Origin of the sequence: Chromobacterium sp. ATCC 53434, from assembly GCF_002848345.1 — a bacterium.
Classification (GTDB): Bacteria; Pseudomonadota; Gammaproteobacteria; order Burkholderiales; family Chromobacteriaceae; genus Chromobacterium.
Genome location: NZ_CP025429.1, coordinates 2,152,673 through 2,178,942 on the forward strand (window position 1 = coordinate 2,152,673; position 26,270 = coordinate 2,178,942).

Annotated in this window: 30 protein-coding genes and 2 pseudogenes; 19 read left to right on the top strand and 13 right to left on the bottom strand. The window is 60.9% G+C overall.

Annotation, left to right across the window (positions count from 1 at the left end):
* Nucleotides 1-22: 22 nt before the first annotated feature.
* The 3 genes and pseudogenes from CXB49_RS09670 to CXB49_RS09675 all read left to right on the top strand — a co-directional run.
* Nucleotides 23-640: a ParA family protein gene (locus CXB49_RS09670; RefSeq protein ID WP_101708204.1), complete on the top strand. Its 618-nt coding sequence runs from the start codon at nucleotides 23-25 to the stop codon at nucleotides 638-640.
* The gene (locus CXB49_RS23925; protein ID WP_199406923.1) at nucleotides 637-882 is read left to right on the top strand and encodes a hypothetical protein; all 246 of its coding nucleotides are present in this window, start codon (nucleotides 637-639) and stop codon (nucleotides 880-882) included. Before CXB49_RS09670 ends, CXB49_RS23925 begins: the two co-directional genes overlap by 4 nt.
* A 2-nt stretch (nucleotides 883-884) precedes the next feature.
* Nucleotides 885-1,049, top strand: a pseudogene (locus CXB49_RS09675) (IS5/IS1182 family transposase); the annotation flags it as partial.
* 181 nt (nucleotides 1,050-1,230) lie between these two features.
* Here the strand turns inward: CXB49_RS09675 and CXB49_RS09680 are convergent.
* The gene (locus tag CXB49_RS09680; protein WP_101708205.1) at nucleotides 1,231-2,622 is read right to left on the bottom strand and encodes a hypothetical protein; all 1,392 of its coding nucleotides are present in this window, start codon (nucleotides 2,620-2,622) and stop codon (nucleotides 1,231-1,233) included.
* Between the two features lie 101 nt (nucleotides 2,623-2,723).
* Nucleotides 2,724-2,897, bottom strand: a pseudogene (locus CXB49_RS09685) (IS481 family transposase); the annotation flags it as partial.
* Nucleotides 2,898-2,956: 59 nt separating this feature from the next.
* Here CXB49_RS09685 and CXB49_RS09690 point away from each other — a divergent pair.
* Together CXB49_RS09690 and CXB49_RS09695 are read left to right on the top strand one after the other, a co-directional pair.
* On the top strand, nucleotides 2,957-3,250 hold the full coding sequence (locus CXB49_RS09690; protein WP_046158739.1) for a transposase: 294 nt from the start codon (nucleotides 2,957-2,959) through the stop codon (nucleotides 3,248-3,250).
* A complete protein-coding gene (locus CXB49_RS09695) occupies nucleotides 3,247-3,882 on the top strand; it encodes an IS3 family transposase (protein ID WP_101708206.1) in 636 nt (211 codons plus the stop codon). The genes CXB49_RS09690 and CXB49_RS09695 overlap by 4 nt, the downstream gene beginning before the upstream one ends.
* Before the next feature lie 85 nt (nucleotides 3,883-3,967).
* On the opposite strand, the gene CXB49_RS09700 is transcribed toward CXB49_RS09695, so the two are convergent.
* Nucleotides 3,968-5,005 (bottom strand): IS5 family transposase, encoded by a 1,038-nt coding sequence (locus tag CXB49_RS09700; protein WP_101706533.1) that lies wholly within the window; start codon nucleotides 5,003-5,005, stop codon nucleotides 3,968-3,970.
* Between the two features lie 228 nt (nucleotides 5,006-5,233).
* Between CXB49_RS09700 and CXB49_RS09705 the strand changes: the two genes are divergently transcribed.
* From CXB49_RS09705 to rnk, 13 genes are all read left to right on the top strand, one after another.
* The gene (locus CXB49_RS09705) at nucleotides 5,234-5,620 is read left to right on the top strand and encodes a hypothetical protein (protein ID WP_158300720.1); all 387 of its coding nucleotides are present in this window, start codon (nucleotides 5,234-5,236) and stop codon (nucleotides 5,618-5,620) included.
* A gap of 321 nt (nucleotides 5,621-5,941) precedes the next feature.
* Nucleotides 5,942-7,330 carry a hypothetical protein gene (locus tag CXB49_RS23405; RefSeq protein WP_158300721.1) on the top strand — a complete coding sequence of 463 codons (1,389 nt, stop codon included), beginning with the start codon at nucleotides 5,942-5,944 and terminating at the stop codon, nucleotides 7,328-7,330.
* 199 nt (nucleotides 7,331-7,529) lie between these two features.
* Entirely contained in the window at nucleotides 7,530-8,576 is a 1,047-nt protein-coding gene (locus tag CXB49_RS09710) for an IS630 family transposase (protein ID WP_101706528.1), read from the top strand.
* Between the two features lie 455 nt (nucleotides 8,577-9,031).
* On the top strand, nucleotides 9,032-9,370 hold the full coding sequence (locus CXB49_RS23930; RefSeq protein WP_199406817.1) for a hypothetical protein: 339 nt from the start codon (nucleotides 9,032-9,034) through the stop codon (nucleotides 9,368-9,370).
* 26 nt (nucleotides 9,371-9,396) lie between these two features.
* A complete protein-coding gene (locus tag CXB49_RS23935; protein WP_199406818.1) occupies nucleotides 9,397-9,576 on the top strand; it encodes a hypothetical protein in 180 nt (59 codons plus the stop codon).
* Nucleotides 9,576-9,752 (top strand): hypothetical protein, encoded by a 177-nt coding sequence (locus tag CXB49_RS23410; RefSeq protein WP_158300722.1) that lies wholly within the window; start codon nucleotides 9,576-9,578, stop codon nucleotides 9,750-9,752. The genes CXB49_RS23935 and CXB49_RS23410 overlap by 1 nt, the downstream gene beginning before the upstream one ends.
* Nucleotides 9,752-10,087, top strand: a complete 336-nt coding sequence (locus CXB49_RS09725) for a DUF4031 domain-containing protein (protein ID WP_101708209.1) — start codon at nucleotides 9,752-9,754, stop codon at nucleotides 10,085-10,087. Before CXB49_RS23410 ends, CXB49_RS09725 begins: the two co-directional genes overlap by 1 nt.
* Nucleotides 10,068-10,631, top strand: a complete 564-nt coding sequence (locus CXB49_RS09730) for a hypothetical protein (protein ID WP_158300723.1) — start codon at nucleotides 10,068-10,070, stop codon at nucleotides 10,629-10,631. Before CXB49_RS09725 ends, CXB49_RS09730 begins: the two co-directional genes overlap by 20 nt.
* A gap of 64 nt (nucleotides 10,632-10,695) precedes the next feature.
* Entirely contained in the window at nucleotides 10,696-11,328 is a 633-nt protein-coding gene (locus CXB49_RS09735) for a hypothetical protein (protein ID WP_158300724.1), read from the top strand.
* A 189-nt stretch (nucleotides 11,329-11,517) separates the two neighbouring features.
* Complete coding sequence (locus tag CXB49_RS24430; RefSeq protein WP_101708212.1) at nucleotides 11,518-11,712, top strand: AlpA family transcriptional regulator; 195 nt, start codon at nucleotides 11,518-11,520, stop codon at nucleotides 11,710-11,712.
* Between the two features lie 90 nt (nucleotides 11,713-11,802).
* Complete coding sequence (map, locus tag CXB49_RS09745; RefSeq protein ID WP_255409611.1) at nucleotides 11,803-12,618, top strand: type I methionyl aminopeptidase; 816 nt, start codon at nucleotides 11,803-11,805, stop codon at nucleotides 12,616-12,618.
* A 185-nt stretch (nucleotides 12,619-12,803) separates the two neighbouring features.
* Entirely contained in the window at nucleotides 12,804-13,661 is an 858-nt protein-coding gene (locus CXB49_RS09750; protein ID WP_101708214.1) for a flagellin, read from the top strand.
* Between the two features lie 154 nt (nucleotides 13,662-13,815).
* Nucleotides 13,816-14,217 (top strand): nucleoside diphosphate kinase regulator, encoded by a 402-nt coding sequence (gene rnk / locus CXB49_RS09755; RefSeq protein ID WP_101708215.1) that lies wholly within the window; start codon nucleotides 13,816-13,818, stop codon nucleotides 14,215-14,217.
* A 12-nt stretch (nucleotides 14,218-14,229) separates the two neighbouring features.
* On the opposite strand, the gene CXB49_RS24350 is transcribed toward rnk, so the two are convergent.
* From CXB49_RS24350 to CXB49_RS09790, 7 genes are all read right to left on the bottom strand, one after another.
* Nucleotides 14,230-15,330, bottom strand: a complete 1,101-nt coding sequence (locus tag CXB49_RS24350) for an HD-GYP domain-containing protein (RefSeq protein WP_101708216.1) — start codon at nucleotides 15,328-15,330, stop codon at nucleotides 14,230-14,232.
* A complete protein-coding gene (locus CXB49_RS09765) occupies nucleotides 15,327-18,398 on the bottom strand; it encodes a response regulator (protein ID WP_101708217.1) in 3,072 nt (1,023 codons plus the stop codon). The genes CXB49_RS24350 and CXB49_RS09765 overlap by 4 nt, the downstream gene beginning before the upstream one ends.
* A gap of 177 nt (nucleotides 18,399-18,575) precedes the next feature.
* Nucleotides 18,576-19,151, bottom strand: coding sequence for an HD family hydrolase (locus CXB49_RS09770; RefSeq protein ID WP_101708218.1), 576 nt, complete (start codon nucleotides 19,149-19,151; stop codon nucleotides 18,576-18,578).
* Between the two features lie 58 nt (nucleotides 19,152-19,209).
* The gene (locus CXB49_RS09775; RefSeq protein ID WP_101708219.1) at nucleotides 19,210-19,818 is read right to left on the bottom strand and encodes an alpha/beta hydrolase; all 609 of its coding nucleotides are present in this window, start codon (nucleotides 19,816-19,818) and stop codon (nucleotides 19,210-19,212) included.
* A complete protein-coding gene (locus CXB49_RS09780; RefSeq protein WP_101708220.1) occupies nucleotides 19,818-20,126 on the bottom strand; it encodes a ferredoxin in 309 nt (102 codons plus the stop codon). Before CXB49_RS09780 ends, CXB49_RS09775 begins: the two co-directional genes overlap by 1 nt.
* A 20-nt stretch (nucleotides 20,127-20,146) precedes the next feature.
* The gene (gene dnaB / locus CXB49_RS09785) at nucleotides 20,147-21,553 is read right to left on the bottom strand and encodes a replicative DNA helicase (protein ID WP_101710668.1); all 1,407 of its coding nucleotides are present in this window, start codon (nucleotides 21,551-21,553) and stop codon (nucleotides 20,147-20,149) included.
* A gap of 75 nt (nucleotides 21,554-21,628) precedes the next feature.
* Entirely contained in the window at nucleotides 21,629-22,804 is a 1,176-nt protein-coding gene (locus tag CXB49_RS09790) for an NAD(P)/FAD-dependent oxidoreductase (protein WP_101708221.1), read from the bottom strand.
* 111 nt (nucleotides 22,805-22,915) lie between these two features.
* Here CXB49_RS09790 and sodB point away from each other — a divergent pair, with 111 nt between their 5' ends.
* Nucleotides 22,916-23,494 carry a superoxide dismutase [Fe] gene (sodB, locus tag CXB49_RS09795; protein WP_101708222.1) on the top strand — a complete coding sequence of 193 codons (579 nt, stop codon included), beginning with the start codon at nucleotides 22,916-22,918 and terminating at the stop codon, nucleotides 23,492-23,494.
* 164 nt (nucleotides 23,495-23,658) lie between these two features.
* Here the strand turns inward: sodB and CXB49_RS09800 are convergent, their stop codons facing one another.
* From CXB49_RS09800 to CXB49_RS09810, 3 genes are all read right to left on the bottom strand, one after another.
* Nucleotides 23,659-24,762 (bottom strand): chemotaxis response regulator protein-glutamate methylesterase, encoded by a 1,104-nt coding sequence (locus tag CXB49_RS09800; protein ID WP_101708223.1) that lies wholly within the window; start codon nucleotides 24,760-24,762, stop codon nucleotides 23,659-23,661.
* Nucleotides 24,763-24,790: 28 nt separating this feature from the next.
* Nucleotides 24,791-25,210: a protein-glutamate O-methyltransferase CheR gene (locus CXB49_RS09805; RefSeq protein WP_233493025.1), complete on the bottom strand. Its 420-nt coding sequence runs from the start codon at nucleotides 25,208-25,210 to the stop codon at nucleotides 24,791-24,793.
* A gap of 228 nt (nucleotides 25,211-25,438) precedes the next feature.
* Nucleotides 25,439-26,182, bottom strand: coding sequence for an ABC transporter substrate-binding protein (locus tag CXB49_RS09810; RefSeq protein WP_233493026.1), 744 nt, complete (start codon nucleotides 26,180-26,182; stop codon nucleotides 25,439-25,441).
* Nucleotides 26,183-26,270: the final 88 nt, after the last annotated feature.

The window sequence follows — 26,270 nt, forward strand, 5'->3', positions numbered from 1 at the left end:
TTTTTTCATGCCTGGAGAAAACGTGAAGACCATCGCCACATTCTCGCAAAAAGGCGGCTCGGGTAAGTCTACCTTGGCCGTTCACCTGGGCGTCGCCGCGGAAGAAGACGGCTGCAAAGTCATCATCCTGGACCGCGACGATGCGCAGGCCTCCAGCTCGCGCTGGGCCGCTTGTCGTGCAGCTGCAGTCCCCATCGTCCTCAAGACACCTCCGTCTAAACTCCAGGGCGCACTCGATGCCGCCAAGGCCAAGGACTTCGGCCTTGCCATCATTGATGGGCCGCCGCACTCCTCGCCGGACGCCGCCGCAATCGCGCGGATAGCCGACTTCATCCTGATCCCCGTCCGGCCGACGGCATTCGACCTGGCTGCGGTCGGCAACGCGGTGAAAATCGTCACGGCCGCCGGCAAGCAGCCGCTGTTTGTGCTGTCCGCCTGCCCTTCACGCGTTCCTGAAGTGGCTGACGCGCGCCAGGCGCTGGGCGATTTCGGCGAAGTGGCACCGGTGGAGATCGGCGAGCGCATCGCCTTCTCACGCGCCATTGCCACCGGCCGGTCGGTAACGGAGTTCGACCCGCGCGGCAAGGCGGCGGCCGAGATCCGCGCGCTATGGCGGTGGATCAAGGAGAAGACGCGATGAGCAAGACCAGTCTGAAGGATTTCTTGGGCGGCGGCGAGGCGGAAGCACCGACCAAGGAAGAAAAGCCGCTGCCGGACTATGTGTGCATCAAGGTAAAAGTCCACCCCGACGATCACCGCCGGCTTTCCGACCTCGCCAAGGCGGAACGGCCGTCCAGCCTGCAAGACCTTGGCACGGAGGGGTTCAACCGCGTGCTTGCAGAGCGCGGCCTGCCGCCGCTGCGGCCTTACAAGGAGGGGTAAGTCATCGCCGCAGCTTGGTGGAAACCAAGATGCATTGCTTCAAACGGCTGGGGGAAAGGGTGACGGCCCGGCGTTTCGATGGTCAAGTGGCAGAGCTGCAAGTGCGTGCCGCCATCTTGAACCGCTTCAGCATGCTGGGCCGTCCGTGCACGGTGGCTGTGGCGTAAATCCGTTTGGGGAAAGGGGAAACTCGCCCTATCTAGGATTTATGCAACAGCGCCGTTTCCAATCAAAATGAGTGTGTCTAAAATATTCGAAAAAACACAAGGCTACTACTCAGATTAGGCTTGATGAAAAGCTTGGGTTATTCGAGATTCACCCTTGGTGATACATGGTTGTATCTCCTAATCAGCGATAAAAGGATTGCAGTCGCTGGCGCATGATGGGGCGTACATTTTCAGCTAGATAAGACGCGTGTCCACTTTCCACGCGTAATATCTGCACCGTCTCGCGCTTGCCGAGCTTGGCTAGTTCCTTTTCCACTGAAGTAAAGGGAACGATAAGATCATAGATCCCAACAATCGCTAGAACTTTCAAAGAGGGACGACTATCGAGTGCTTTAAATAAACTTGGAATCGCCCCAGCAGAATTTTCAGAAAAAGGTATCTTATGGCTAAAAATGTAAGGTCCATTGTTATGATAATGTAACATATTGAAAAGATAGGCGGGAACTGCCCCGTTAATGCTATGATAGCTATTCGAAAGGGAGCTTGTTTTTCCATGATGTCTGCCATCATAGCCATCCAACTCTTCTCCCGGGATAAAATAACTTTCCAATGCACCAACAAGAAATGGAAAGGATTTAATGACAATTTCAACAGATAATCCGGTCATGGCAGACAATTTCCCTACAAATTCAGGAGAAAGGACTGGAAGTGTTTGTTGATTTTTTTCAGCCTCTTCATATTGAAGTGCCATAGTTGTAAAAGGTCCAGATGTAAACTCCTGAACTAATTTCAAATAATCATCCAAGTTCATGGATTTTGGTTTGTCTGACCGACCAAAATAAGTAGCAATTGCTGCAATAGATGGTAAGGCTTCGAATGATCTTTCATTAGTCATAGATAGTTCCCATATAGCGGGGGCCTGGAGAACAACGCCCGCTAATGAAATACCATCCGCCACCAGCTGTTGAGCGATCAAACAAGCGCGATACCCGCCGTAAGATTCACCGTATAGGTAAACAGGAGAGTGAGTACGTTGGTTAACGGACAAATAGCGGCGAATAAAATTGCTAAATACCATCGCGTCGCGCGGTGCGTTCATAAATGTCTGATTAGCATTGGGAGCAATAGCCTCAGAATAACCAGTTGCCGGCGCATCGATAAAGACCAAGTCCGAGTCGGTTAATAGTGTATCCTCCACCTCAATCAACGGGGAAGCTGTCACGGTCGAATCAGGCATTCCAGTTTGGACGCGATACGGCCCCCATGATCCCAAATGTAACCAAGCGGTGGATTGGCCCGGGCCACCATTGAAGAAAAACGTGACGGGACGATGCGGCTGAGTGGATTCGTGTGCGGTGTAAGCAACGTAGAATATCGAAGCTTCCGCATGACCATCAAATGTATAGGCAGTCAAATGTCCTGCGGTTGCCGTGTAGGCAAACGCCTGCATATGATTGGTTTTGGACAGCAGCGTATGATGAGTAACTGCCGCCGCCTCGATAACTGAACTTAGGGGCAGCGATGCAGCCGCATCGCTGGAGTAGTGTACTGAATCGGAAAAGCCAGTATCCATATTGGACTCCTTATTCGCGTCAGATAAAAGATCAAGTCTGAACTTCTACAGTTCAGACTTGATCTGACAGTCTCCCGTTTTGACGGTGCCCGATTGTCAGATCAATTCAGCTTGTCGACCTTTTCCCTCCATTCCGATTTGCCATCGATAAAGGTCTGCAGCGGCGTGCGGCCGCAGCACATCTTGCCCTGATGGGTTCGCTCTTGATTGTAGTAGATAAGCCAGGCATCCAGGTCCGCCTGCAGCTCGTCGAGTGACAGGTACAGCTTTGGTCTGTCCCATTCCCCGTGGACACTAACTTAAGGTGGATAATCCCCACCAAGGAGCAGTGTTCATGACCAAGACCAGACGTACTTTCCCGGAGGCCCTCAAGCGCGAAGCGGTTGAGCAGGTACTTGCCGGCACCCCGTTACGGCATGTTGCCCAAGCCTTCGACATTACCGAGTCGCTGCTGGGCAAGTGGAAGCGTCAGCTCCAAGACGCCGGACCAGATGCCTTCCCTGGCCGAGGCAAACAGACCGGTGAAGCCGCCGAGCTCAAGCGACTGCGGGATGAGCTGGCCCGCGTTACCATGGAGCGCGATGTCCTAAAAAAGGCGCTTGCCATCTTCTCGCAACCCACGAAGTGAAATTCCGCGCGATTCACGCTCTGTCGGGCCGCTACCCGGTAGCCCCGATGTGCCAACTGTTTCGTGTGTCCCGCAGTGGCTACTATGCGTGGCTACACCGCCCACCTTCGGCGCGAGAGATGGCGAACCGACAACTACTGCGCGAAATCCGGCTGGTGCATGCCGAGGTCAACGGTATTTATGGCCATCGGCGTATCCATGCCGAACTTCTTGCACAGGGCTTCGTCTGCGGGCGACATCGCATCGCGGACTTGATGCGGCGAAACGGTATCAGGGTTAGAGCGCGTAAACGTTGGAGACCCGCGAGCGGTGGTCAACACCTTCTACCCGTGGCGCCCAATTTGCTGCAGCGACACTTTGCTGCTGGCGGCGACATCAATCAGCGCTGGGTGTCGGACATGACCTATATCCGAACCGGTGAAGGGTGGCTGTACTTGGCGGTGGTACTCGACCTGTACTCCCGGGCGATAGTGGGCTGGGCCATGCATCATCGAATGCAGCAAGAACTGGTGCATGCTGCCCTGACGATGGCAGTGGCGCGTCGCCAGCCTTCAGGAGAGGTAATTCTGCATTCGGACCGCGGGAGTCAGTACTGGGCATCTCGAATAACCCAAGCTTTTCAGCAAGCCTAACAACAGCATGACGCTTGCGGCCATATTCGGATCGTTTTCTGCAACGGATCACCGCTCAACGCAGCGATTCAGCCCATTTCGGGCGTCAGAAGGCCACGATTCCGGCTTTCCGGAGGAACACCAAGCGCTTTAGGTTGTAACAGGTCGCCATCATCGTCAGCGCAAAGTTCGCGCGCGGTTGGCCAATTGTGCGGACCAACTTGCCTCCCATCTGATCAATCATGGCGAACACGTGTTCGACACGGGCACGAACCTTGGCGATGCGGTGGTTGCGCTGCTGCTGGCACTCGGACAGCGGCTTGTTGGCGTGCCCCTTTCGCTGAATCCGATTCCGAAATCTGTCTTGGGCAAGCTGCGCTCCACGGGCCTCGGACGGATAGCCTCGGTCGGCGTAAACATCCCGGCTTGTATTGCTGGTATCGAAGACGTTGTCGAAATGCTGGCTGTCATGCGTACTGGCCGTATCAGTTTTGAACTTGCGGATCAGCTTGTATTTGTTGTCGACGTTCACCGACAGTTTGTAGCCAAAGTAGGATTTGCCGTGCTTTTTGGTCCAGCTGGCATCCTGGTCCTTCTGGCGCCGCTTCGCGGGTTTCCAATCGGCCGGCGTTGCGCCCTGATCGAGCAGCATCTTCTCGTCGCTGCTGTTGTGCTGCTTCGGCGCTGGCACCAACGTCGCGTCGATGATTTGGCCGCCGCGCGCGATATAGCCTTGCTTGAGCAATTGTGCTGACACGCCATCGAACAGTGCACGGGCCCCGGTTTCGCCGATCCGATTCTCGAAGGTCCAAATCGTGGTGCGGTCAGGGATGTTGACCGCCTGGCCCAGCCCACAGAAACGCTGATAACTCATCCGGTCGAGCAGTTGATACTCCATTTGTTCATCGGACAGGTTGTACAGCCGCTTGAGGACCAGAATCCGCACCATCGTTTCGGTCGGAAACGGCGGGCGGCCGCCCTGCTGGCTGACTGGCCGAGGCGCGACCCGATCGACCTCGGCCGCCAAGGCGGCAAAGTTGATGTGCTTCTCGATCTCGACCAGAGGGTCGCCCAGGTGGTCGATCTTCTGCCGGTGGTGGTCGGCGGCGAACAGGTCTTTCTTGATGGCGTTGCGTGGTTTCATCGGGCTCAAGCTCGGCAAGAGTCTGGACGGTATAATTTTACCAGCTGAGGGCACCCCGGGGTTTTTCGAGGTGCCCAAAAATTCGGACAGGCCCGGCGGGTTCGCCTATTCTGGTAGAAGCTGCATCAGATACTTAAGATTAATCCTATAGATCTCATTTCTTTATTCTATAAATTACTCGAAATGCCGTCACTCTGAATGCTCATTACTCTCTGGAGAAACCAGTAGATGAAACCCTTGCCACTATTGATCGCAATCGCTATCAGCGTTCCGACCCTGACCTCCTGCGCCAGTCCAGAAGAGATTCGCGCAATGGATCAGGGTGCCTGTACTGGTTACGGTTTCCAGCCCGGCACCGACAACTACGCTAATTGCATGATGAAGCAAGCCGACAAACGCCAGCAGGACATGCGTGACCGGATGGAGGAGGCAGAGAAGCGCATGCACCCTCCAGTCCAACCGGCCGCTCAGCCCCCCGCTGTACCAGCCGCCACAATTATCGTGATTCCCACCGACAGCAAGCCTAAACTGCCAGATTGTCGGATGGAAGATCCCGGAGTTACGATGAACATGGATGGCAAGTGGCAAGGACCAAACTGCACGACGGCGAACTAAGACCGCTAACAAAACCTATATTCTGCGCAACGACGCACATGGCAGATCAGCGATTTACAAGCGACAGCCTGAGGCTTTATTAGCGACTCTTAACGCCTGCCGAGCAGTTCTATGGGTTGGCGACTTGAGTCGGCGGCCTTCACCGCTCTGGACACGGTCATCTCCGACTACTGCGACAGAACCGAGAAATTGCATTTTTGTCCATGGCGAAGGTTGTTCAGACCTTCCCTAAAGGTTAAATTTTTCCCGCATGTTTTATCATATTTGCAATAGTGAGGTACGAAAATGTCTTTCAAGAATATGTCACATCACGAACCGTATATGAACCATCTGTTGGCATTTCTTTTTGTTGGCTGGTCAGCTTTCAGTATGGCAGCGGATCGTCCCCCTGAATGTGTTCCAGGTGGGGCAGATAAAACCCCACCGTGGTTGGCTGAGATGAATCAGACAGCACGCGACACTTTAACAGGTATGTCATGGTATAAGAACTGGTTTGCGGTCACCGCAGATTTATGCACCAACATTAGCCATACCGATCGCGATAATCCAAAAGTGAAGAAAATCATCTGGCGCGGCGATGACAAAAAGCTGCTGTTCTATGGCGCTGGTAATCACCATTATGAACCTGATTCTGTTTTTAAGCTGGATGGCTTGCAAGTGATCAAAGCGGATGGTAGTTTAAAAATCAGACCAGGTGCTGGTGCAACAACGCAAAGTGCTCTTAAGAGCTCATCCTTTTCATATGGTGTGGCGGAAGGCTTTGCTGCTCACAGTACTAATGAGCGGCATTATGTTTATGTGATCAATGCACCCGGTGGTATTGCGGTCGACAAGTCGCTTGATTATGACCTATCGCCATTGCCGGGCGAACAGGAAATTGCTTTTCCTGGTGGAATTAGATCTTCTTTTATCAAGGGCATGTTTGAAATTCGTGAGCTACCCTCTGTACCGGGTAAAGTTCCCGATGTTGAAACGCTGGCGTACACACCCAATCCTCACTATACGCAAGGACCTAAAACGGCAGGGGAGGGGGAGGTGGATGTCATGGTCGCCTCGGATCAGGATGTCGATGTGACCGGTGGAAAATCGGTGGATGTCTCCACTTGGCGATTTCCCGCCCAAGATGCGAGCGGAGTGGCAACCCAGGTACAGCTGGAGACTAATGGAGAGTCTGCTGTAGTTTGGTCTGTAACTGGACAGAAGCAGCAGCCATTCACGGCCAAAAGGGCAAAGTATACATGTGCCATGATTGATACAGCTGTTGAGCGTAACCGTACCTTGGTGGTGACGAGTTCTCCTGGTAATATTTCAGAGCTCCCTAAACGGAACTCTGGTATCTGTACTTATTTGACAGACCGAGATTTGTCTGTGCGCAATGTTATTGCGGAAGCAACACGAGGAAAAGATCACATTTGGACAAATTTATCAGTGCATTGGGAAAAGCCGAAAGATATTTCAGGAGTGATTGGATATCGAATTTATATGGTAGATAAAGAGAATTACTTTCCTAGCCAGGCACTGAATGATGTCATTGGTTCGGATAACACTAATTATGTCGTCTCTGATGAAGTGAGCCATAAGCTTGGACTTATGGATAATATAGAGCATCCAGAGTATCCACATTGGCTTTATATTTATACCATTGTTAATATAGATGGAATTCGAGGAGTGGAGGCAGCACCTATTAGGGTAGAATTTTTCGTTAAATGAACTATTTGCCTAGTCTCGGAGAGGGTGTAAATAATTTTGTGTAATCGGTCATTTGGCAGGACACTACCACCATCAGGAGAAACGATGACCGTTGTAAAACGTAACAAGCGGGCCAAGCCCGATCCAGAACTGCTCAAAATGGCCGACAGTCTGCTATTAATCCGGCAGTAATAATCCGTACAGATTGTATACTTCCGGCATGGAAAAAATCGATGTGCGCAAGCTTGAACTGGCCGCCCGTGAGCAGCTGAGGCGTACCGCTATCCGGATGTACAAGCGAGGCCGGTCTCAAGCCAGTATTGCCGAAGAACTCGGGCTGCGCCGCCCCACCATTTCCGCCTGGGTGGTGCGTGAGGCAGCACTAGGTGCGCAGGGATTCAAAGAACAGAAGCGCGGTCGCGCCGAAGGCACCGGCCGTCGGCTGACCGAGGCGCAGGAAGCCCGGATCAAGCAGGACATCGTGGATCGCACGCCAGACCAGATGAAGCTGAGGTTTGCCCTGTGGAGTGCTCAGGCGGTCAAGGCTGTAATCAAGCAGATGTTTCTGATCGATCTGCCGATCCGTACTGTCCGTCTGTACTTGGCCCGCTGGGGCTTTACGCCGCAGCGCCCGCTCAAACGCGCTTATGAGCAGCGACCGGCAGCAGTCGAGAAATGGCTCAAGGAGGAATACCCGGCTATCGTCGCGCGTGCCAAAGCGGAAATGGCTGAAATCAGCTGGGGCGACGAATCGGCGGTGTCGAGTGTTGAGCACTTTCCGCGTGGCTACGCCCCAAAAGGCCAAACCCCAGTTCTGGTGTTATCCCAATCGAAAAGAGCGCGCATCAACTTGATTTCGGCCATTACCAACCAAGGCAAGATGCGCTTCATGCTGTACCGGGAGACCTTGACGGCCCGGGTGCTGATCAAGTTTCTGATGCGGCTGATCCGTGATGCTGGCGGCAAGAAGGTGTTCTTGATCCTCGACAACTTGCGCGTGCATCACAGCAAGCTGGTGCAAGCATGGTTGGAGGAGGAAGAGAACAAGAAGGCGATTGAGTTGTTCTTCCTGCCCAGCTACTCACCGGAACTGAACCCGGATGAATACTTGAACGGCGACCTGAAGGCCAGAATGAGCGCAGGTGAGCCGGTTCGATCAGACGGTCAACTTCAAGGGAAAGTGCTGTCCCATTTACGCTCATTGCAGAAGCAGCCGGCCAGAATCCGGTCGTACTTCCGGCATGAAAAAATCCGCTACGCGGCATGAGCTTTCTGTACGGTATTTGACTGCCGGATTAATATCAGAGATCACGAGCACATCACCTGGTGGAGGCCAGACAGCAGAGGCTACACGATTTGCACCCACAAGGCCGGCGTTTACACCGAACTGGAAGCGCGGAGCATTTGCACGCCGGCCGGCGGAACGTGCATTGCCGTCCCGAAAGATGAGGCGACTAAACTGGCGTGCACCACGCCCTACTATCGCCGGCTGAATGGTTATCTTGCCAAGCTGTACGACGGCGACCAGCACGCCCCCGTGCCGAACAGCAGCGCTGCCTGGCGTGCGCTGGATGCCGCTAGGCTCGACACTGGCCGCATGGACAAGCCAACACCGATGGCTGCAAGCAGATCACGGGCAATTTACCTGCCGGCCAGCCTGCAGCCGAATGAAGGGAGTGCCGCATGACTCAACTCAAGGCCTCCATAGCCGCGGGCGCGGAGTTGACGCCGGACACATTCGCGGACTTCATCGTCAGGCTGCGCCACGATGTAGAGGGTGATGGTGTCGATGAGCACTGCACCGCTAACGCGCTGTTTGTCGTCCAGACGCGACGCATCATCACTGGCATAGACACCGACTACACCGATCAGTGGGTCGTGTGCTGCGAAGACTCGATGTGGTTCAGCCCGAAGGAATATTGGGACGGCTGCGACGAGGAAGAGCGCGAGGAGCTGAACCGCCTGGCCAGCGATGGCGAGGAGGCCGACATCCTGTTTCTTGAGCTGGACGAGGACGACCAGTGGGAAATCCTGGGTGAGCGCGAGGACCACACACCGTAACCGGCTGGGATGACCGGTGGGATTACGTGAACTCTCATCTCACCACGGCGGCAGCCGAGGCATTCATCAAGCGTAAGCAGCACGACTACAAGCACGGCTTGCGCGTGTACGTCGAATCGCAAAACTACTGCTGGGAGTTCAACGCCATCGTGAAGGCGCTACTCCGCGGTGAGCTGACGTTCAGGCCGAATGAAGGGGGCGAGTGATGCCCGGCGACATCTACAAGCGCCGCAAGGTCGATGTAGACGGCTACCAGTGCGGCTGCCGCTGGGTGCGCACGGTGGATGGTGACATGCTGGCCCAGTGCCCCATCCACCACGAAGCCACGGTCGCCAGCGTGAAGCGGTTCGACCGCGAGAGAGCCAAGAAAGGCGGTAGGTGATGGCGGTCTACGTTGATGACATGCGCGCCAGCTACGGCCGCATGGTGATGTGCCACATGCTGGCCGACACCGACGACGAGCTGCACGCCATGGCGGATCGTATCGGCGTGGCGCGCCGCTGGCACCAGGCTCCCCCGAAGCACGAGAGCCACTACGATATCTCGCTGGGCAAGCGCGCGCTGGCGATCCAGCATGGCGCGGTATCGATCACCACCAGGATGTGCGCTGCGATGAACTGCCGCCGGCGCGTCACCGGCGAGCTTGGAAACCATGCGGAGGCTGAGCTATGGCACCGCGAGTACATCAAGAGGAGGAATGGCCGTGCTGACACCTGACCAACTCGCCATGCTGCGAGCGGCCGCAAATGGCGTTGGAGCATCGCCTGAAGCACTGCGGGGCATGATGATGTCCATGCTAGACCACATCGTCGCCCAGTCCGCTGAGCTTGCACACGCCAATAAAGCGCGGCGAGAAGCACAGCTCGCCGCCCAATCCGCACGGAACTCTCGCGATAGTGCAATAACGCAGGCCCGCAAAGAGCTAGGTGCGCTCGCCTTCGAGCTTGAGCACCAGTTGGCCGAGTGGCATAAGCTCAGAGACCCGAACGCGCTGCACATCAATCTGCTGCGTGAACAGCCTGCCAGGCTTTCACATGATCAGCTGCTCCACATCATCGGTGACAAGGCGAGCGAGTGGAAGCGGGACGCGGCGCGCTGGCGCCACGCAGTGGAATACGGGTTCCCACGCAGCTTCCGGCAGATCCACCCCGCGCAGGGCCCCCGCGAGTGGCACGTCGGCGAGCACACGCTCGGCGCGCCGACCTACGAAACCCCGGAAGCTGCCATCGACGCCGCAATGGCGCAGCGGGATCCGCCATGAACGCGCAATCCACGCCAATCCACACAGGCCGCCAATGAGCGGCCTTCATATTTTGGAGAACCACATGCAACTAATCGGCCTCGCCGGCCCGAAGAAATCCGGCAAAGACACCATTGCCGACCATCTGGTCGCCAATCACGGCTTCGTGAAGATCGGCTTCGCGGACAAAATACGGGAGGAGCTGCGCGCGGCCTACCCTGGCTTGGAAGCGGGTTCATTCGAAAATCAAGCATTCAAAGACGTCAATGACATTTCTCTTGCTCTTGAGCATTGCGAGAACTTGGGCTTCATAGACTGGTTGAGGCATAGACGCGTAGTAGAGATATACGCCGAGCTGAGCGAGTCCCGCTCGCCTCGCTGGCTCCAGCAGCAATGGGGCGACTACCGGCGCGCGACCGCCGGCTGGGATTATTTCATCTGCGATGTTCGCGAACGGATTGAGGCGTCAACGACGCCGGTTGTCGTGTCTGGCCTGCGCTATGCTGCCAGCGCGCCGATCCCGACCGCCGAGGCCGGCCTGATCCGGCAGCTGGGTGGCTGGGTTTGGCACATCGACAGACCGGCCTATCAGGCATCGGCCGAGCACACGACCGAAATCGCCCTGCCGCGCCACTCGCGCGACCTCACCATCGATAATGACGGCGACGTCAAGACCCTGCTCGACGTGGTCGACCTGACAGTCGGGGCGCTTGCATGAAGCAGAACTCCCCTTCCACGAAACGGCCGCCCTCGCTGGCGGCCTTGTTGTTTCCGCAAACTGTGCCGAAGAGCATGCGTGCCCTCCCCTCTACGCTCCACCCGGAGAGGCACAACGCCGGCCAGTCGTTCAGTCCCACGCACTGGCCCCGCCGGCACTCCACACACGAAATGATCTGAAAGGTGAAAAATGGCTGAGTTAATTTCCATTAAGACTATCGCCGAACGCACCCAACTGTCGGCATCCTACATAAGAAAGCTTGTAAAGAAAGGCAACTTTCCAAAACCCATATACATAGGTAATTCGACAAGATGGCCTGTCAAAGAGGTAGACCGCTGGATTGAGTGTGTGACAAGTGGTGTAGAATGGACAAATGCTGCTTAACAGCGATCAGTGCAGGCTAGTGGATTGTTGGAAGATTGTTGGAACATTCGAAAGAACCACCAGCCTGAACGATGCAAACGATTGAAAATAATAGGTTATTTGAATCACATGGCAATCCAACTGAAAGACGCGCAAGACATCGAAAAAATGCGCATCGCCGGCCGGCTGGCCTCCGAAGTCCTGGACTTCATCACGCCCCACATCAAGCCGGGCGTCACCACCGAGGCCATCGACAAGCTGTGCCACGACTATATGGTCAATGTGCAGGGCACGATACCGGCGCCGCTGAACTACGCGCCGGACGGCCATGTGCCCTATCCGAAGTCGGTCTGCACCTCGGTCAACCATGTGATCTGCCATGGCATTCCCAACGACAAGCCGCTGAAGAACGGCGACATCGTCAATCTAGACATCACCGTGATCAAGGACGGCTACCACGGCGATACCAGCCGCATGTTCTACGTCGGCGATGTCAATCCGCACGCGCGGCGCCTGTGCAAGATCACCTATGAAGCGATGTGGAAGGGCATAGAGAAAGTGAAGCCCGGCGCCACGCTCGGCGACATCGGCTACGCGGTCCAGAGCTTCGCCGAGGCTGCCGGCTACAGCGTGGTGCAGGAATTCTGCGGCCACGGCATCGGCAAGAAATTCCACGAGGAACCGCAGATCCTGCATTACGGTCGTCCCGGCACCGGGCTGGAAATCCAGGCCGGCATGATCTTCACCATCGAACCGATGATCAATCAGGGCAAGCGCCATCTGCGCATGCTGGCCGACGGCTGGACCGTGGTCACCAAGGACCGCAGCCTGTCCGCGCAGTGGGAACATACCGTGCTGGTCACCGAGACCGGCTACGAGATCCTGACCCAGTCGGCCGGCACGCCGGAGAAGCCCAGCTTCAAGTAAACCGGCCATAGCCATACCATGCCCCGCCCGGCCCGCCGCGCGGGGCTTTTCACATTTGGCGGCGCAATGAATTGTTGCCAAATGTTGCATTCTTTAAATAGCTCTTGTGCGTGCAAGCGGTTGTTTCTAAACTGAAACCGAGTTATTGCCCCGCCAGGGGCGAAGAATCCAGCGGGAGAAACATCATGGCGCTGACCGTCAATAGCAATCTGGCTTCGCTGTCCGGCCAATATCAGCTGAACAAGACCCAGCAAGCCACCAAGCAGGTCCTGGCCCAACTGGCCTCCGGTTCCAAGCTGAACAGCGCGGCCGACAACGCCGCCAATCTGGCCATCGCCCAGCAGCTGCAAGCGCAGATCAACGGCAACAACCAGGCGATCAACAACGCCAGCGACGGCATCTCGATGGTGCAAACCGCCGATTCCGCGCTCGGCCAGCTGCAAAGCAACACCCAGCAGATCCAGACGCTGGCGATCCAGGCCGGCGACGGCGCGCTCAGCGGCAGCAACCGCCAGGCGCTGCAGCAACAGGTGGACCAGCTGACCCAGGCCAACTCGCAAATCGTGCAGAGCACCCAATTCAACGGCACGCAGCTGCTGAACAACGGCAACGCCTCCACCTTCCAGGTCGGCCCCAACGGCACCGCGTCCAATCAGGTGACGGTGCCCGGCATCGATCTGACCGGCGCGCCGGCATCCGGCGGGCTGAACGGCTACAACGCCAACCTGGCGGCCACCAACACCATAGACGTCACCACCCAGGCCAATGCGCTGGCGGCGCAGCAAAGCACGCAGAGCGACCTCAGCACCATAGGCTCGCAGCGCACGACGCTGGGCGCGGTCAGCAACAGCTTCGATTCGGTGATAAACAATCTGCAGTCGAGCAATATCAGCACCCAGGCGGCCAACAGCCGCATCAGCGACACCGACTTCGCCGCCGCCAGCGCCCAGCTGGCGTCGCAGCAGATCCAGGGACGAGCCGCCGCGCTGACCCAGGCGCAGGCCAATATCGCGCCTCAGGCCGCCTTGTCGCTGCTGGGTTGAGCAATTTTATTTGAAAGTTCCAACAAGAATTAAAAAATAATTTCAATTACAGGCTTGTTTCAAGCGCAAGCCATCCCTTATGATCGGCATATGAATCCATTTGATCAACGGGCACCCGTCGTGGTGCCCTTTGTCCATCTGTAAGGAGTTCCCTATGCCCGCCACGCCGGCCATCACCCTATCCTCGCTCGACTACGAACGCCTGACGGCCCTGCTGGAGACCTGCGCCCACGACCACCCGGTGGCGGGCCGGCTGGAGGCGGAGCTGGACCGGGCCGAAGTCGTCGAGCCACAAACGATGCCGGCAGGCGTGGTGACGATGAACAGCGCCGCGCGCATCCTGCTGGACGGCGACGAGAAACTGCTGACCCTGGTCTATCCGCGCGACGCGGACAGCGAACAGGGGCGGATTTCGGTGCTGGCGCCGATAGGCGCCGCGCTGCTGGGCCTGTCCGCCGGCCAGAGCATTCAATGGCCGACGCCGTCCGGCAGCGCCGAGCTGACGGTGCTGGAAATCGTCTATCAGCCGGAAGCCGCCGGCGAATTCCACCGCTAGCCCTTCGCCCCGCTACTCGTCGGCGTAGCGCAGCGCGATGGCGTGGAAGTCGTCGGCGAGCCGCAAGAAGACCGTGACGATTTCCGGATCGAAATGGCTGCCGCTGCCGACCCGGATCATTTCCACCGCCGCCTCGTGCGGCAGCGGCGGCTTGTAGACGCGGCGCGAAATCAGCGCGTCGTAGACGTCGGCCACCGCCATCAGCCGGGCCGACAGCGGAATCGCCTCGCCGGCCAGGCCCGCCGGGTAGCCGCTGCCGTCCCACTTCTCCTGGTGGCAATGCGCGATTTCGCGCGCCAGCCGCAGGAAGTTGCTGGGCGCGTCCAGCATCCTCTCCGCCGCCGCGATGGTGTCCCGGCCCAGCAGCGTGTGCGTCTTCATGATATCGAACTCCTGCGGCGTCAGCGGGCCGGGCTTCAGCAGGATGTGGTCCGGGATGCCGACCTTGCCGATGTCGTGCAGCGGCGCCGACTTGTACAGCAGCGCGATGGTCTCGTCGTCCAGCTGCTCCCGATAGGCCGGATGCTGGCGCAACTCGACGGCCAGCGCGCGCACATAGTTCTGCGTGCGGCGCAGATGATTGCCGGTCTCGTGGTCCCGGGTCTCGGCCAGCGAAGCCAGCATCATGATGGTGACATCCTGTATCACTTGCACTTCGCGGGTGCGGCGCTCCACCTCGCGCTGCAGGAAAAGCGCCTTGTCCTCCAGAAAATCGGCCGCCGCCTTCAGGCGAAGATGGGTTCTGACCCGCGCCTGCAGTATCGGCGGAGAGATCGGCTTGATGATGTAGTCGACGGCGCCGGCGTCGAAGCCGGCCTGCTCGTCCTCGTGCTCGCCCATCGCGGTCAGGAAGATCACCGGGATGCCGGCGGTTCGCGGATCGTCCCGCAAGCGGCGGCAGACCTCCAGCCCGCCGATGCCCGGCATCATCACGTCCAGCAACACCAGATCGGGCAGCGCCTCGCCGGCGGCGATCTGCAGCGCCCGCTCTCCTCCGTTGGCGATCAAGGTGCGGTAGCGGTCCTTCAGCAACGCGTACAGCTGGGTCAGACTCTCCGGCGTATCGTCGACGATCAGGATGACTTGCTTGCTCGAATCGGACACATCGCTCATGGCTCTCGCTCCGGAAAACTCAGGCCGCCGGCGGTCATCGCCGCGCGCAGCTCGGCCAGCGCCGCGGCGAAGTCGAAGCGCGCCAGCGCCTGCTCGAACGCCTCGCCGCCGCCGGGAAAGGCGGCCCGCACCTCGGTCGCGTGCGCGAGAAAATAGCCCAGCGCCTCGCCATCGCTGGCGGCCAGCAAGGAGGCCAGCCGCGACAGTAAGGCGGCGCCTTGCGGCTCGCCGCTGTCGGCGGCCGGCGCCGTCCGCTCCAGCGCCGACTGCAGACGCTCCACCATCGCCGACAGATCGCGTCGCAGCGACTGCAGCAGCGGATCGCAGTCGGCGCGGCGCTTGATCGCCTGCTCCAGCCGCAGCGCGGCCTCCTGCAACTCGGCCAGCCCCAGTCCGCCGGCGGCGCCTTTCAGCGTATGGGCGATACGCGCCGCGGTTTCGCGGTCGTCGGCCGCCAACGCCGCCTCTGCCCGTTCCACCGCGTTCGACTCGCTATCGATGAACTGCCGCAACAGATACAGATACAGCTCGCGGTTGCCGGCCACCCGCCGCAAGCCGGCGGTCTGATCCAAGCCCTGGACCGCCGGCAGCACCAGCGACTCCCAGCCCTGCCGCTCCGCGGTGGCGCCGGCGATGCGCACCCAGCGCGCCAGCGTGTCGTACAGCACGTGCGGATCGACCGGTTTGGCGACATGGTCGACCATGCCCGCCGCCAGGCAGCTCTCGCGCTCCTCGGCCAGCGCGTCGGCCGTCATCGCGATGACCGGCAGTTCGGCGAAGCGCGGATCGGCCTTCAATTGCCGCGTCGCCTCCAGACCGTCCAGCACCGGCATCTGCACATCCATCAGCACCGCGTCGAAACCCTTGGGCCCGTGGGCGCGCAACTTGTCCAACGCGGCCTGGCCATTGCCGACCACGGTGACGGTGGCGCCGGCGCTCTCCAGCAGTTCGACCGCGATCTGCTGGTTGATCAGATTGTCTTCGACCAACAGCAGATGGACGCCGTCCAGGTCCACGCCGGGCTCCGCCGCGTCCGCCAGCGCTTCGCTGGCCGAAACCGGGCCGAACACCTCCAGCACCACGTTCAGCAGGGCGCTCTGGCTGACCGGCTTGACCAGAAAGGCGTCGCAACCGGCGGCCCTGGCCTCGGCCCGGACGTCTTCGCGGCCGAAAGCCGTCACCAGCACGATGCGCGCGCTGCGGCTGATCTCCCGGATCCGGCGCACGGTCTCGATGCCGTTCATGCCCGGCATCATCCAGTCGACGAAGGCCGCGTCGAACGGCTGGACCAGATTGGCTTGCCGCATCAACGGAACCGCCTCGCTGCCCTGGCCGCAGGCGGTCACCGCGAAGTCCAGCGTCCGCAGCTGCTCCGACAGCACGTCGCGCGCGGCGTCGTTGTCGTCGACCACCAGGATGCGCAGGCCCTTGGCCTCCTTTGGCAGCGATTTGCGGCGCGGATCGACGGCGTCTGTGACGCCCAGCCAGCAGTTGAAGATGAAGGAGCTGCCCCAGCCCGGCGCCGACTCCACCTGCACCGTCCCGCCCATCAGCTCCACCAGCCGGCGGGCGATGCTGAGACCCAGCCCGGTGCCGCCGAAGCGGCGCGTGGTGGAGCCGTCGGCCTGGCTGAAGGCCTGGAACAGCTTGGCGACCTGCTCCTCGCTCATGCCTATGCCGGTATCGTGCACGCAGAAGCGCAGCTGGGCCTTGTCGCCGATGCGGTCATCGACGCCGATGATGATGGCGACCTGCCCCTTATCGGTGAACTTGATCGCGTTGCTGACCAGATTGGTCAGCACCTGGCCCAGTCTCAAGGCGTCGCCGACCAGGCCCTGCGGCACATCCCGCTCCATCTCGAACAGCAGCTCCAGCCCCTTGTCGGCGGCGCCCTGCGCCACCAGCGCCGACACGCCGTCCAGCACGTCGTCCAGCCAGAACGGCCTCGCCTCCAGCTCCAGCCTGCCGGCCTCCACCTTGGAAAAATCCAGGATGTCGTTGATGATGCCCAGCAGCGAGGTGCCGGCGTTGTGGATCTTGCCGATGTAGTTGCGTTGCTGATCGCTCAGATCGGTCTTCAGCGCCAGATAGGACATGCCGATGATGGCGTTCATCGGCGTGCGGATCTCATGGCTCATATTGGCCAAAAACATCGACTTGGCCTGAGTGGCGCCCTCCGCCGCCACCTTGGCGGCGTGCAGTTCGACGGAGGCGGCCGCCAGCTGCGCGTACAGCTTGCCGTTCTCCAACAACAGTACCGCCAGCACCAGGCTGGCCGACAGCAGGCCGTAGACGCGGCCGGCGTAGAAACCCAGGTCGAAACGGCCGGCGTTGAAAACGACGGACAGCGCGATATCGAATACCCAGCTACTCATCACCACCATCAGCCACAAATCCAGCAGGCTGCGCGGCTGGCGCAGTCCCACCGCCGCCAGCGCCAGCAGGCACAAGCCCCAGACGCAGGTGACCACGCCCCACATCAGCGGCGAGTAGCGGCTGCCCTGCATGATGACCGGCAACAGATCGTGGCCGCGGGTGGCCAGCACGCCCAGCCCGACGACCAGCAGCGCCGACAGCAGCACCGACAAGGCGATGGCGCGGCCGGTGCGGCCGCCGGAGGCGTCGCCGTTCAGCTGGCTGTAGACGATCACCAGCAGCGGAAAGCCGCTGTGCCACAGCATGTACAGCCAGGCGGTGGTCTGGGAGCCGGAGCCGAACAGGCCGTGCTCGGCGAACAGGCCGGGGAAGCTCAAGGCGTGCAGCATCGCCATCAAGGCGGTGAACAGATAGGCCGTCGCCAGCACTTGCAACGCGCGCAGCCGCAGTATCGCGAACTGGCCGAACAGCAATACGGCGGTGACCAGATCGTTGACCGCCAGCGCCGACTGGTACAAGGGGATGAAGGCCCATATCTTGGCCAGCTGGATCTTGGCGAACGGCAGCACCGCCAGGAAGACCAGCGCCGAGACGACGACGACGCCCAGCGCGAGACGACTTTGCCCCCGGGTGGGCGGCAAGGTCGACAGGAAGGCGGAGCCCGGACTGGTCTCGGAACCGGATGGCTGCATCGGCGTCGCTCTTTGCTGGGGTGGGAAGTTCGCGCTGCTGCTGGGAAGCGGCCCACTATCGTGAACACGTTCCTATACAGCATAGCCATCAGGCCACCCGGCCGCAGCACTGATCGGCGCGCCCCGGAACGGAAACGGGCGCCAATCGGCGCCCGCGTCGAATGCGAAAACGTCCGGCTAGGCCAGCCAGCCCCGCGATTTGGCATCCAGCAGCCGGCCTTCCAGATACGCCCACAGCGCCGGACAGCCGCTGCGGATCGGCGGGCCGATGCGGTCCAGCACCTGCTGGTGGCGTATGCAGTTCTCGCGCCAGCTCTGGCCGCTATTGGCCAGATTCAGCAATACCGGCATCGCGCGGTCCGCCGCATGGGCGAAACGCGCTTCCGCCGTGTCGCCGGATTCGAACTCGTTCCACAAGGCCAGCAAGCGCTGCCCCTGCTCCGCCGGCAGCATGCCGAAAATGCGAGTGACGCAGGCCAGCTCCTGCGCCTTGCGCTCCTCCCAGCCGCCTTCGGCGTAGACGATGGTATCGCCGGTCTCGATCTCGCCGATATCGTGCACCAGCAGCATCGCCACCACGCGGTTCATGTCCACCGCTTCCACCGCGTACGGCGCCAGCGAGGACGCCAGCAGCGCGATCTGCCAACTGTGTTCGGCCGAATTCTCGTAACGGTCGCTGTTCAATACCCGGGTCTTGCGCGTCACCTGTTTGAGCTTGTCGATTTCCAGCACGAAATCCACGATGTTCTGCATATTGTTCTCTTTACCGTCGATGTAAAAAAAGCAGACCGAAGTCTGCTTGTGCCGGCGCTCACCAGCACCGTTGAATCATCTGCGCCAGCTGCACCAGCCGGCCGTGGAAGAAGTGGCCGGCGCCGGGCAGCACCAGCACCGGCAGGCTCTGCGGCCGCGCCCAGTCCATCACCGCGGCCAGCGGGATCACCTCGTCCTCCTCGCCGTGTATCACCAGCGCGTCGGCCGGCACGTCCGGCGTCGGGATAGGATATTTGCCGACGGCCACGCCCATCAGCAGCAGCTTGTCGGCCTCGATGCGGGCGCGGGCGCGGGCGGCGACGAAGCCGCCGAAGGAGAAGCCGGCCAGCGCCAGCGGCAGGCCGGGATGCTGCGATCTGGCGTACTCGGCCACGGCGACCGCGTCGTCGACCTCGCCGTTGCCGTAGTCGTGCTCGCCGTCGCTGTCGCCGACGCCGCGCAGATTGGGGCAATAACAGGCATAGCCCAGCTGCGACAAGGCCTTGGCCGCGGTCTGCACCACCTTGTTGGTGTGGGTGCCGCCCTGCAGCGGATTCGGATGGCAGATCACGGCGACGCCGCTGGCCTCGCCCTGGGCCGGCACGTAGATGGTGTCCAGCATGCCGACCGGACCGGCGACGGCGACCTTGTTCATGGCCTTCAGCATCAGATCTTCAGCCTTTCCACGACGCGGCCGTGCGTCATGTGCTCGGAGACGATCTCGTCGATGTCTTCCTTGTCGACGAAGGTGTACCAGGTCTCCTGCGGATAGACCACCATCACCGGACCGTCGTCGCAACGGCCCAGGCAGCCGGCCTTGTTGACGCGGATCTTGCCCTCGCCGGCCAGACCCAGCGCCTTGACCTTGTCCTTCATATAGCCAAGCAGCTCGCTGGCGCCGTGGTTGTTGCAGCAGCTCTCGCCGGCGGCGCGCTGGTTGCAGCAGATGAATACGTGCTTGTCGAAAAAGCTCATGGCTGTGTCCCGTTGTCCGCTTAACCGTCGTTGTCCGCCCAGCCGGCGGCGCCGACGGAGGCGGCGTTGTCGAACTTGGCGTAATGGCCGATGAAGGCCAGCCGCACCGCGCCGGTCGGACCGTTACGGTGCTTGCCTATGATGGCCTCGGCCAGGCCCTTGTCCGGCGAATCCGGATTGTAGTAATCGTCGCGGTACATGAAGATGATCAAGTCGGCATCCTGCTCGATGGCGCCCGATTCCCGCAGGTCGGACATCATCGGCCGCTTGTTCGGCCGCTGCTCCACCGCCCGCGACAACTGGGACAGCGCGATCACCGGCACTTGCAGCTCCTTGGCCAGGCCCTTCAGGCCCCGCGAGATTTCGCCGAGCTCGGCGGTCCGGTTGTCGCCGCGACCGGAGCCCGACATCAGCTGCAGGTAGTCGATGACGATCAGGCCCAGCTTGCCGCCGTGCTGGCGCGCCAGCCGGCGCGCGCGGGCGCGCACTTCCAGCGCGGTCAGCGCCGCCGTCTCGTCGATATACATCGGCGCGTCGGACAGTTTGCCGATCGCGTAGGTCAGCTTCTGCCAGTCGTCGTCGCCCAGCTTGCCGGTGCGCAACACGTGCTGATCCAGCCGGCCCACCGAGCCCAACATACGCATCACCAGCTGCGAGCCGCCCATTTCCATCGAGAACACCGCCACCGGCAAATGGGTTTCCACCGCCACGTGCTCGGCGATATTCATCGAGAAGGCGGTCTTGCCCATCGACGGACGGCCGGCGACGATGATCAGGTCGCCCGGCTGCAGACCGGAGGTCTTGGCGTCCAGATCGATGAAGCCGGTCGGCACGCCGGTCACCTCGTCCGGGTTGTCGCGGCTGTACAGCATGTCGATCCGCTCGACCACCTCTTTCAACAGGCCCGGCATTTCCAGGAAGCCCTGCTTGGACTTGGCGGTGGATTCGGCGATGTGGAAGACCTTGCCCTCGGCCTCGTCCAGCAACTGGGCGGCGTCGCGGCCCATGGGCGCGTAGGCGGCCTCGGCGATCTCGGTGCCGACCTGGGCCAGTTGGCGCATCACCGAGCGTTCGCGGACGATTTCGGCGTAGCGGCGGATGTTGGCCGCCGACGGCGTGTTCTGCGCCAGCGTCGCCAGATAGGCCAGGCCGCCGATCTCAGCCAGCTGGGCGTTCTTGTCCAGCGCTTCCGATACCGTCACCACGTCAGCCGGCCGGCCGAGCTCGACCAGTTTGGCGATATGCTTGTACACCAGCCGGTGGTCGTGGCGGTAGAAGTCGGCCTCGGACACCACGTCGGCTATCTTGTCCCAGGCGCTGTTGTCCAGCAGCAGGCCGCCCAGCACCGATTGCTCGGCCTCAACCGAATGCGGCGGCGTGCGGATGGCCGCCATCTCGCCGTCAAAATTCTCGTACTGTTCTGTCATGTAGACCCGGAATGCGCGCGCGGAATGGCGCGCGTAAGGCAAAACGCAATTCTAACCCGAAACAAACCGGGCCGCTCAGCAGTTCATCCCCGCCACATAGCCCGAAGACCACGCCCACTGGAAGTTATAGCCTCCCAGCCAGCCGGTGACGTCGACCACTTCGCCGATGAAGAACAGGCCGGGCACATCGGCCGCCATCAGGGTCTTGGACGACAGCGCCTTGGTGGAGACGCCGCCCAGCGTCACCTCGGCCTTCTTGTAGCCCTGGGTGCCGTTCGGCTTCACGCACCAGCGATGCAGCTGTTCGGCCAGCTGGCGGCGCTGCTTGGCCCCCAGTTCCTTCACCCGCTTGTTCAGGCCGATGCGGTCGAGCCAGGCGTCGGCGAAGCGGCGCGACCAGCCGAGCTCGGTCAAGGCGTTGGCGATCAGCTGCTCGCTGTCGCCCTTCTCTTCCAGCCAGGCCTCGGCATCGCCGCCCGGCATCAGGTCCAACAGCAGCTCCATCCCCGGCTGCCAATACGAGGACACTTGCAGGATGGCCGGGCCGGACACGCCCTTGTGGGTGAACAAGACATTCTCGCGGAAGCGTCCTTTGCCCGCCGTCGCCTCCACGTCCACCGACACGCCGGCCAACGGCGCGAACGCCTCGGCGTCGTCGACGTGGAAGGTCAGCGGTACCAGCGCCGGGCTCAACTCGGTCACCGACAGGCCGAATTGCTCGGCCAGCCGGTAGCCGAACGGCGTGGCGCCGATCTGCGGTATCGACAGGCCGCCGCTGGCGACGACCAGCGACTGCGCCAGAAAACGGCCGCCGGCGGTCTCCACCGCAAAGCCGCCATCATCAACGCGCGACACCGACAGGATGGTCGTCTCCATCCGGCGGTCGACGCCGCCGTCGCGGCATTCCCGGTCCAGCATCGCGATGATGCGCTCGCTGCCGTCGTCGCAGAACAGCTGGCCCAGCTTCTTCTCGTGGTAGCCGATGCCGTGGCGTTCCACCATGGCGATGAAGTCCTGCGGCGTGTATTGCGCCAGCGCCGAACGGCAGAAATGCGGATTGGTCGACAGATAGCAGTCGAAACGGGCATTGACGTTGGTGAAGTTGCAGCGCCCGCCGCCGGAGATGCGGATCTTCTCCGCCAACTTGGCCGCATGGTCCAGCAACAGCACGCTGCGGCCGCGCTGACCGGCCGTCGCCGCGCACATCAGGCCGGCCGCGCCAGCTCCGATGACAATTACATCGAATTGCAAAAACTTATCCTTATCATTTTAGTCAACTATTGGCCACGCAGAACATATTCCAGTAAACTGCGGTTAAAGCCGCCGCTTATGCGGATTACTCTACTCAACAAGGAGAGCATAATGGAACACAAACTGCCCGAACTGCCGTACGCGCTGGACGCCCTGGCCCCGCACATCTCCAAGGAAACCCTGGAATTCCATTACGGCAAGCACCATCAGACCTATATCACCAACCTGAATAACCTGATCAAGGGCACCGAGTTCGAAAACGCCTCCCTGGAAGAGATCGTCAAGAAATCGTCCGGCGGCATCTTCAACAACGCCGCCCAAGTCTGGAACCACACTTTCTACTGGTTCGGCCTGGCGCCGAACGCCGGCGGCGAACCGACCGGCGCGCTGGCCGACGCGATCAAAGCCAAGTGGGGTTCGTTCGACGAGTTCAAGAAGGCCTTCACCCAGACCGCCATCGGCACCTTCGGCTCCGGCTGGGCCTGGCTGGTGAAGAACAGCGACGGCAGCCTGGACCTGGTGTCCACCAGCAATGCCGCCACCCCGCTGACCACCGACAAGAAGCCGCTCTTGACCTGTGATGTGTGGGAACACGCGTATTATATCGACTACCGCAACAGCCGCCCGAACTATCTGGAACACTTCTGGGCGCTGGTGAACTGGAACTTCGTGGCGAAGAACTTCGCCTGATTTCCGCTTCACGCGACATCAAGGGGCCTTATGGCCCCTTTTTTCATGCCCGCCGCAGAATCAAGCCGCCGCCGACCGCGCTCCGGCGGCCAGAATCCTGTGGCTGGCGGAATCGTCCACCACCATCACCGACCGTCCCCGCCACTTGTCCAGATACATCGCGGCTACCCCCTAATCCCGGCCAGCGTGCCGGTGATCTTCTCCAGCGACATGACCTCGTCGACGCCGCCGTGGTTGATCGCCTCGGCCGGCATGCCGAAGACCACGCAGGACTCCTCGTCCTGAGCGATCGTACGCGCGCCGGCGTCGTGCATCTCGCGCATGCCGCGCGCGCCGTCGTCGCCCATGCCGGTCATGATCACCCCCAGCGCGTTGCCGCCGGCGCACACCGCCACCGAGCGGAACAGCACATCGACCGACGGCCGGTGACGCGACACCAGCGGGCCGTCCTTGACCTCCGCCACATATTGGGCGCCGCTGCGCTTGACCAGCAGGTGCTTGCCGCCGGGGGCGATCAGCGCGACGCCGGCAATCAGCCGGTCGCCGTTCTTCGCCTCCTTCACCTCCACCCGGCACAGGCCGTTCAGCCGCTCGGCGAACGAGGCGGTGAACTTCTCCGGCATGTGCTGCACCACGGCGATGCCGGGACAGGTGGCCGGCAGCCTGGGCAGCAGGTATTCCAGCGCCTGGGTGCCGCCGGTGGAGGTGCCGATGGCGATGATGCGCTCGGTGGTGCGATACTTTTCCAGGCCGGACGGCGCCTCCAGCACCACGTCGGCGCTCAGCTTGGGCGCCGGCACCAGCCTATCCCGGCCGGCGGCGCTCGGACTGGCCGCGCCGCCGCCGGCGATGCGCTTCACCACGCCCATCCGGGCGCCGGCGGCATCGCGCACCTCCTGGATCAGGCCCTTGGCCGCCTCCTGCAAGAAGGCCTTCAGGTTCACCGTCGGTTTGGTGATCACCGCCACCGCGCCGGCCGACATCGCGTCCAGCGTGATGCGCGCGCCCTTCTCGGTCAACGACGAGCAGATGATCACCGGCGTCGGCCGCTCCTCCATGATCTTGCGCAAAAAGGTCAGGCCATCCATCCGCGGCATTTCGATATCCAGCACGATCACGTCCGGCCAGCGCAGCTTCATCCGGTTCATCGCGAAAATCGGGTCCGGCGAGGCGCCGATCACCTCGATGTCAGGCGCGGTCGCCAGCATCTGGGTCAAAATCTCGCGCACCACGGCGGAATCGTCGACGATCAGCACGGCGATGCTCATCTTCTGCCTCCCTTCCGGCTTGCGCCATTCAACCGGTGTCGAGCTTGGCGGACTCGTTGAAGTAAATCAGCACATTACGCAGGAAGACGATGTCGAATTCGGCCTGCTGGAACTTGTCGCAACTCAGCAGGTTCAGATTGGCGAATTCCATCCGCCGCGCCAGCTCCGGCATCACCCGCACCATGCCCTCGTACTCGTCATACCCGCGCAGGAAATACTTCTGCCAGTAATGCGGCGGCGTGCGGCGGGCTCTGTCCGTCGTATAGATGCCGCGCCTGGCCATCGCCAGCACCCGGGTATTGATGTCGGTGGCGTACAGCTTCCAGTTGCCGGCCAATCCCAGCGTATCGGCGAGCACCATCGCGATGGTGTACGGCTCCTCCCCGGTCGAACAGGCCGCCGACCACACCCGTATCGGCCCCGGACGGTGCTGCCGCAGCTCCTGCACATACTGCTCCAGCCACTGGAAATGCTGCGGCTCGCGAAAAAATAGGTTTCGTTGGTGGACAGCAGATTCACCGCGCGCTGGCGCTCGGCCTGCCCGCCCGGCGCGCGCAGCAGCTTCCAGTACGCTGAATAGCTGTCCAGACCCAGCAGCCTCAGCCGCTTGGACAGTGGTCAGCATATGGCTTCACTAAAGTTGTCGTCTCCTGGACTGTCAAGAAGGCGATGGAATTCAGGGAGGAACCGCCGCGAGCAGACGGGCGTAGCTGCCGTCCAGCCTCATCGCTTCCAGCGCGGCGTCGAAGCGATCGCGCAGCCCGGCCAGCTCGGGCTTGCGCGCGAAGGCGAGATAGCTGGGAATCCGCTCGATGGGCGGCTGCAACTCGCGCACCCGCCCCTCCGCGCGCTGTCGCCGGATGATGTCCCAGGCGCCGAGGCGATTGCTGACCAGGATGTCGAAGCGGCGGGCCAGAAGCTTGTCCATATTCTGCTCGCCGCTGGCGGCCGTCTCGGCGATGCGCACATCGCCCCGCTTCACCGCCTCATCGAAAACCGCGCCGTAGCTGACGGCCCTGACCACGCCGAAACGGTAGCCGGCCAGCTGGTTCAAGCGGCCGTCGAAACCGATCGCGGCGTCCTTGAGCACGAACAGCGACACCGCCTGCGATATCAGCACCTGGCGGGAATAGTCCAGCCTGACCTCGCGTTCCGGCGTTTTATACAGCGTGAAAATAGCGTCCGCCTGCCCCGTCTCCGCCATCGTCAGCGAACGCCCCCACGGGTAGACGGCGACGTGGACTGGCCGCCCCATCCTGCGGAAAGCCTCGCGCACGATGCCGACAGCGACGCCATCGACCTCGTCGCCATTCTGGTACTGGTAGGGCGGATACTGCAGCGTGACCAGCAGCAACGGCTTCTCGCCGGCGCTGGCGAGCGCCGGCAACAGCAGCGACAGCAGAACGAGCAGCCAGGGCAAGATTCGCGCGCTCCAAAGGCAACGGGGGCGTTCCGCTGCCGGAACGCCCCCGTTGGCGCCTAGGCTGCCTGAACTTCTTAAAGATAGT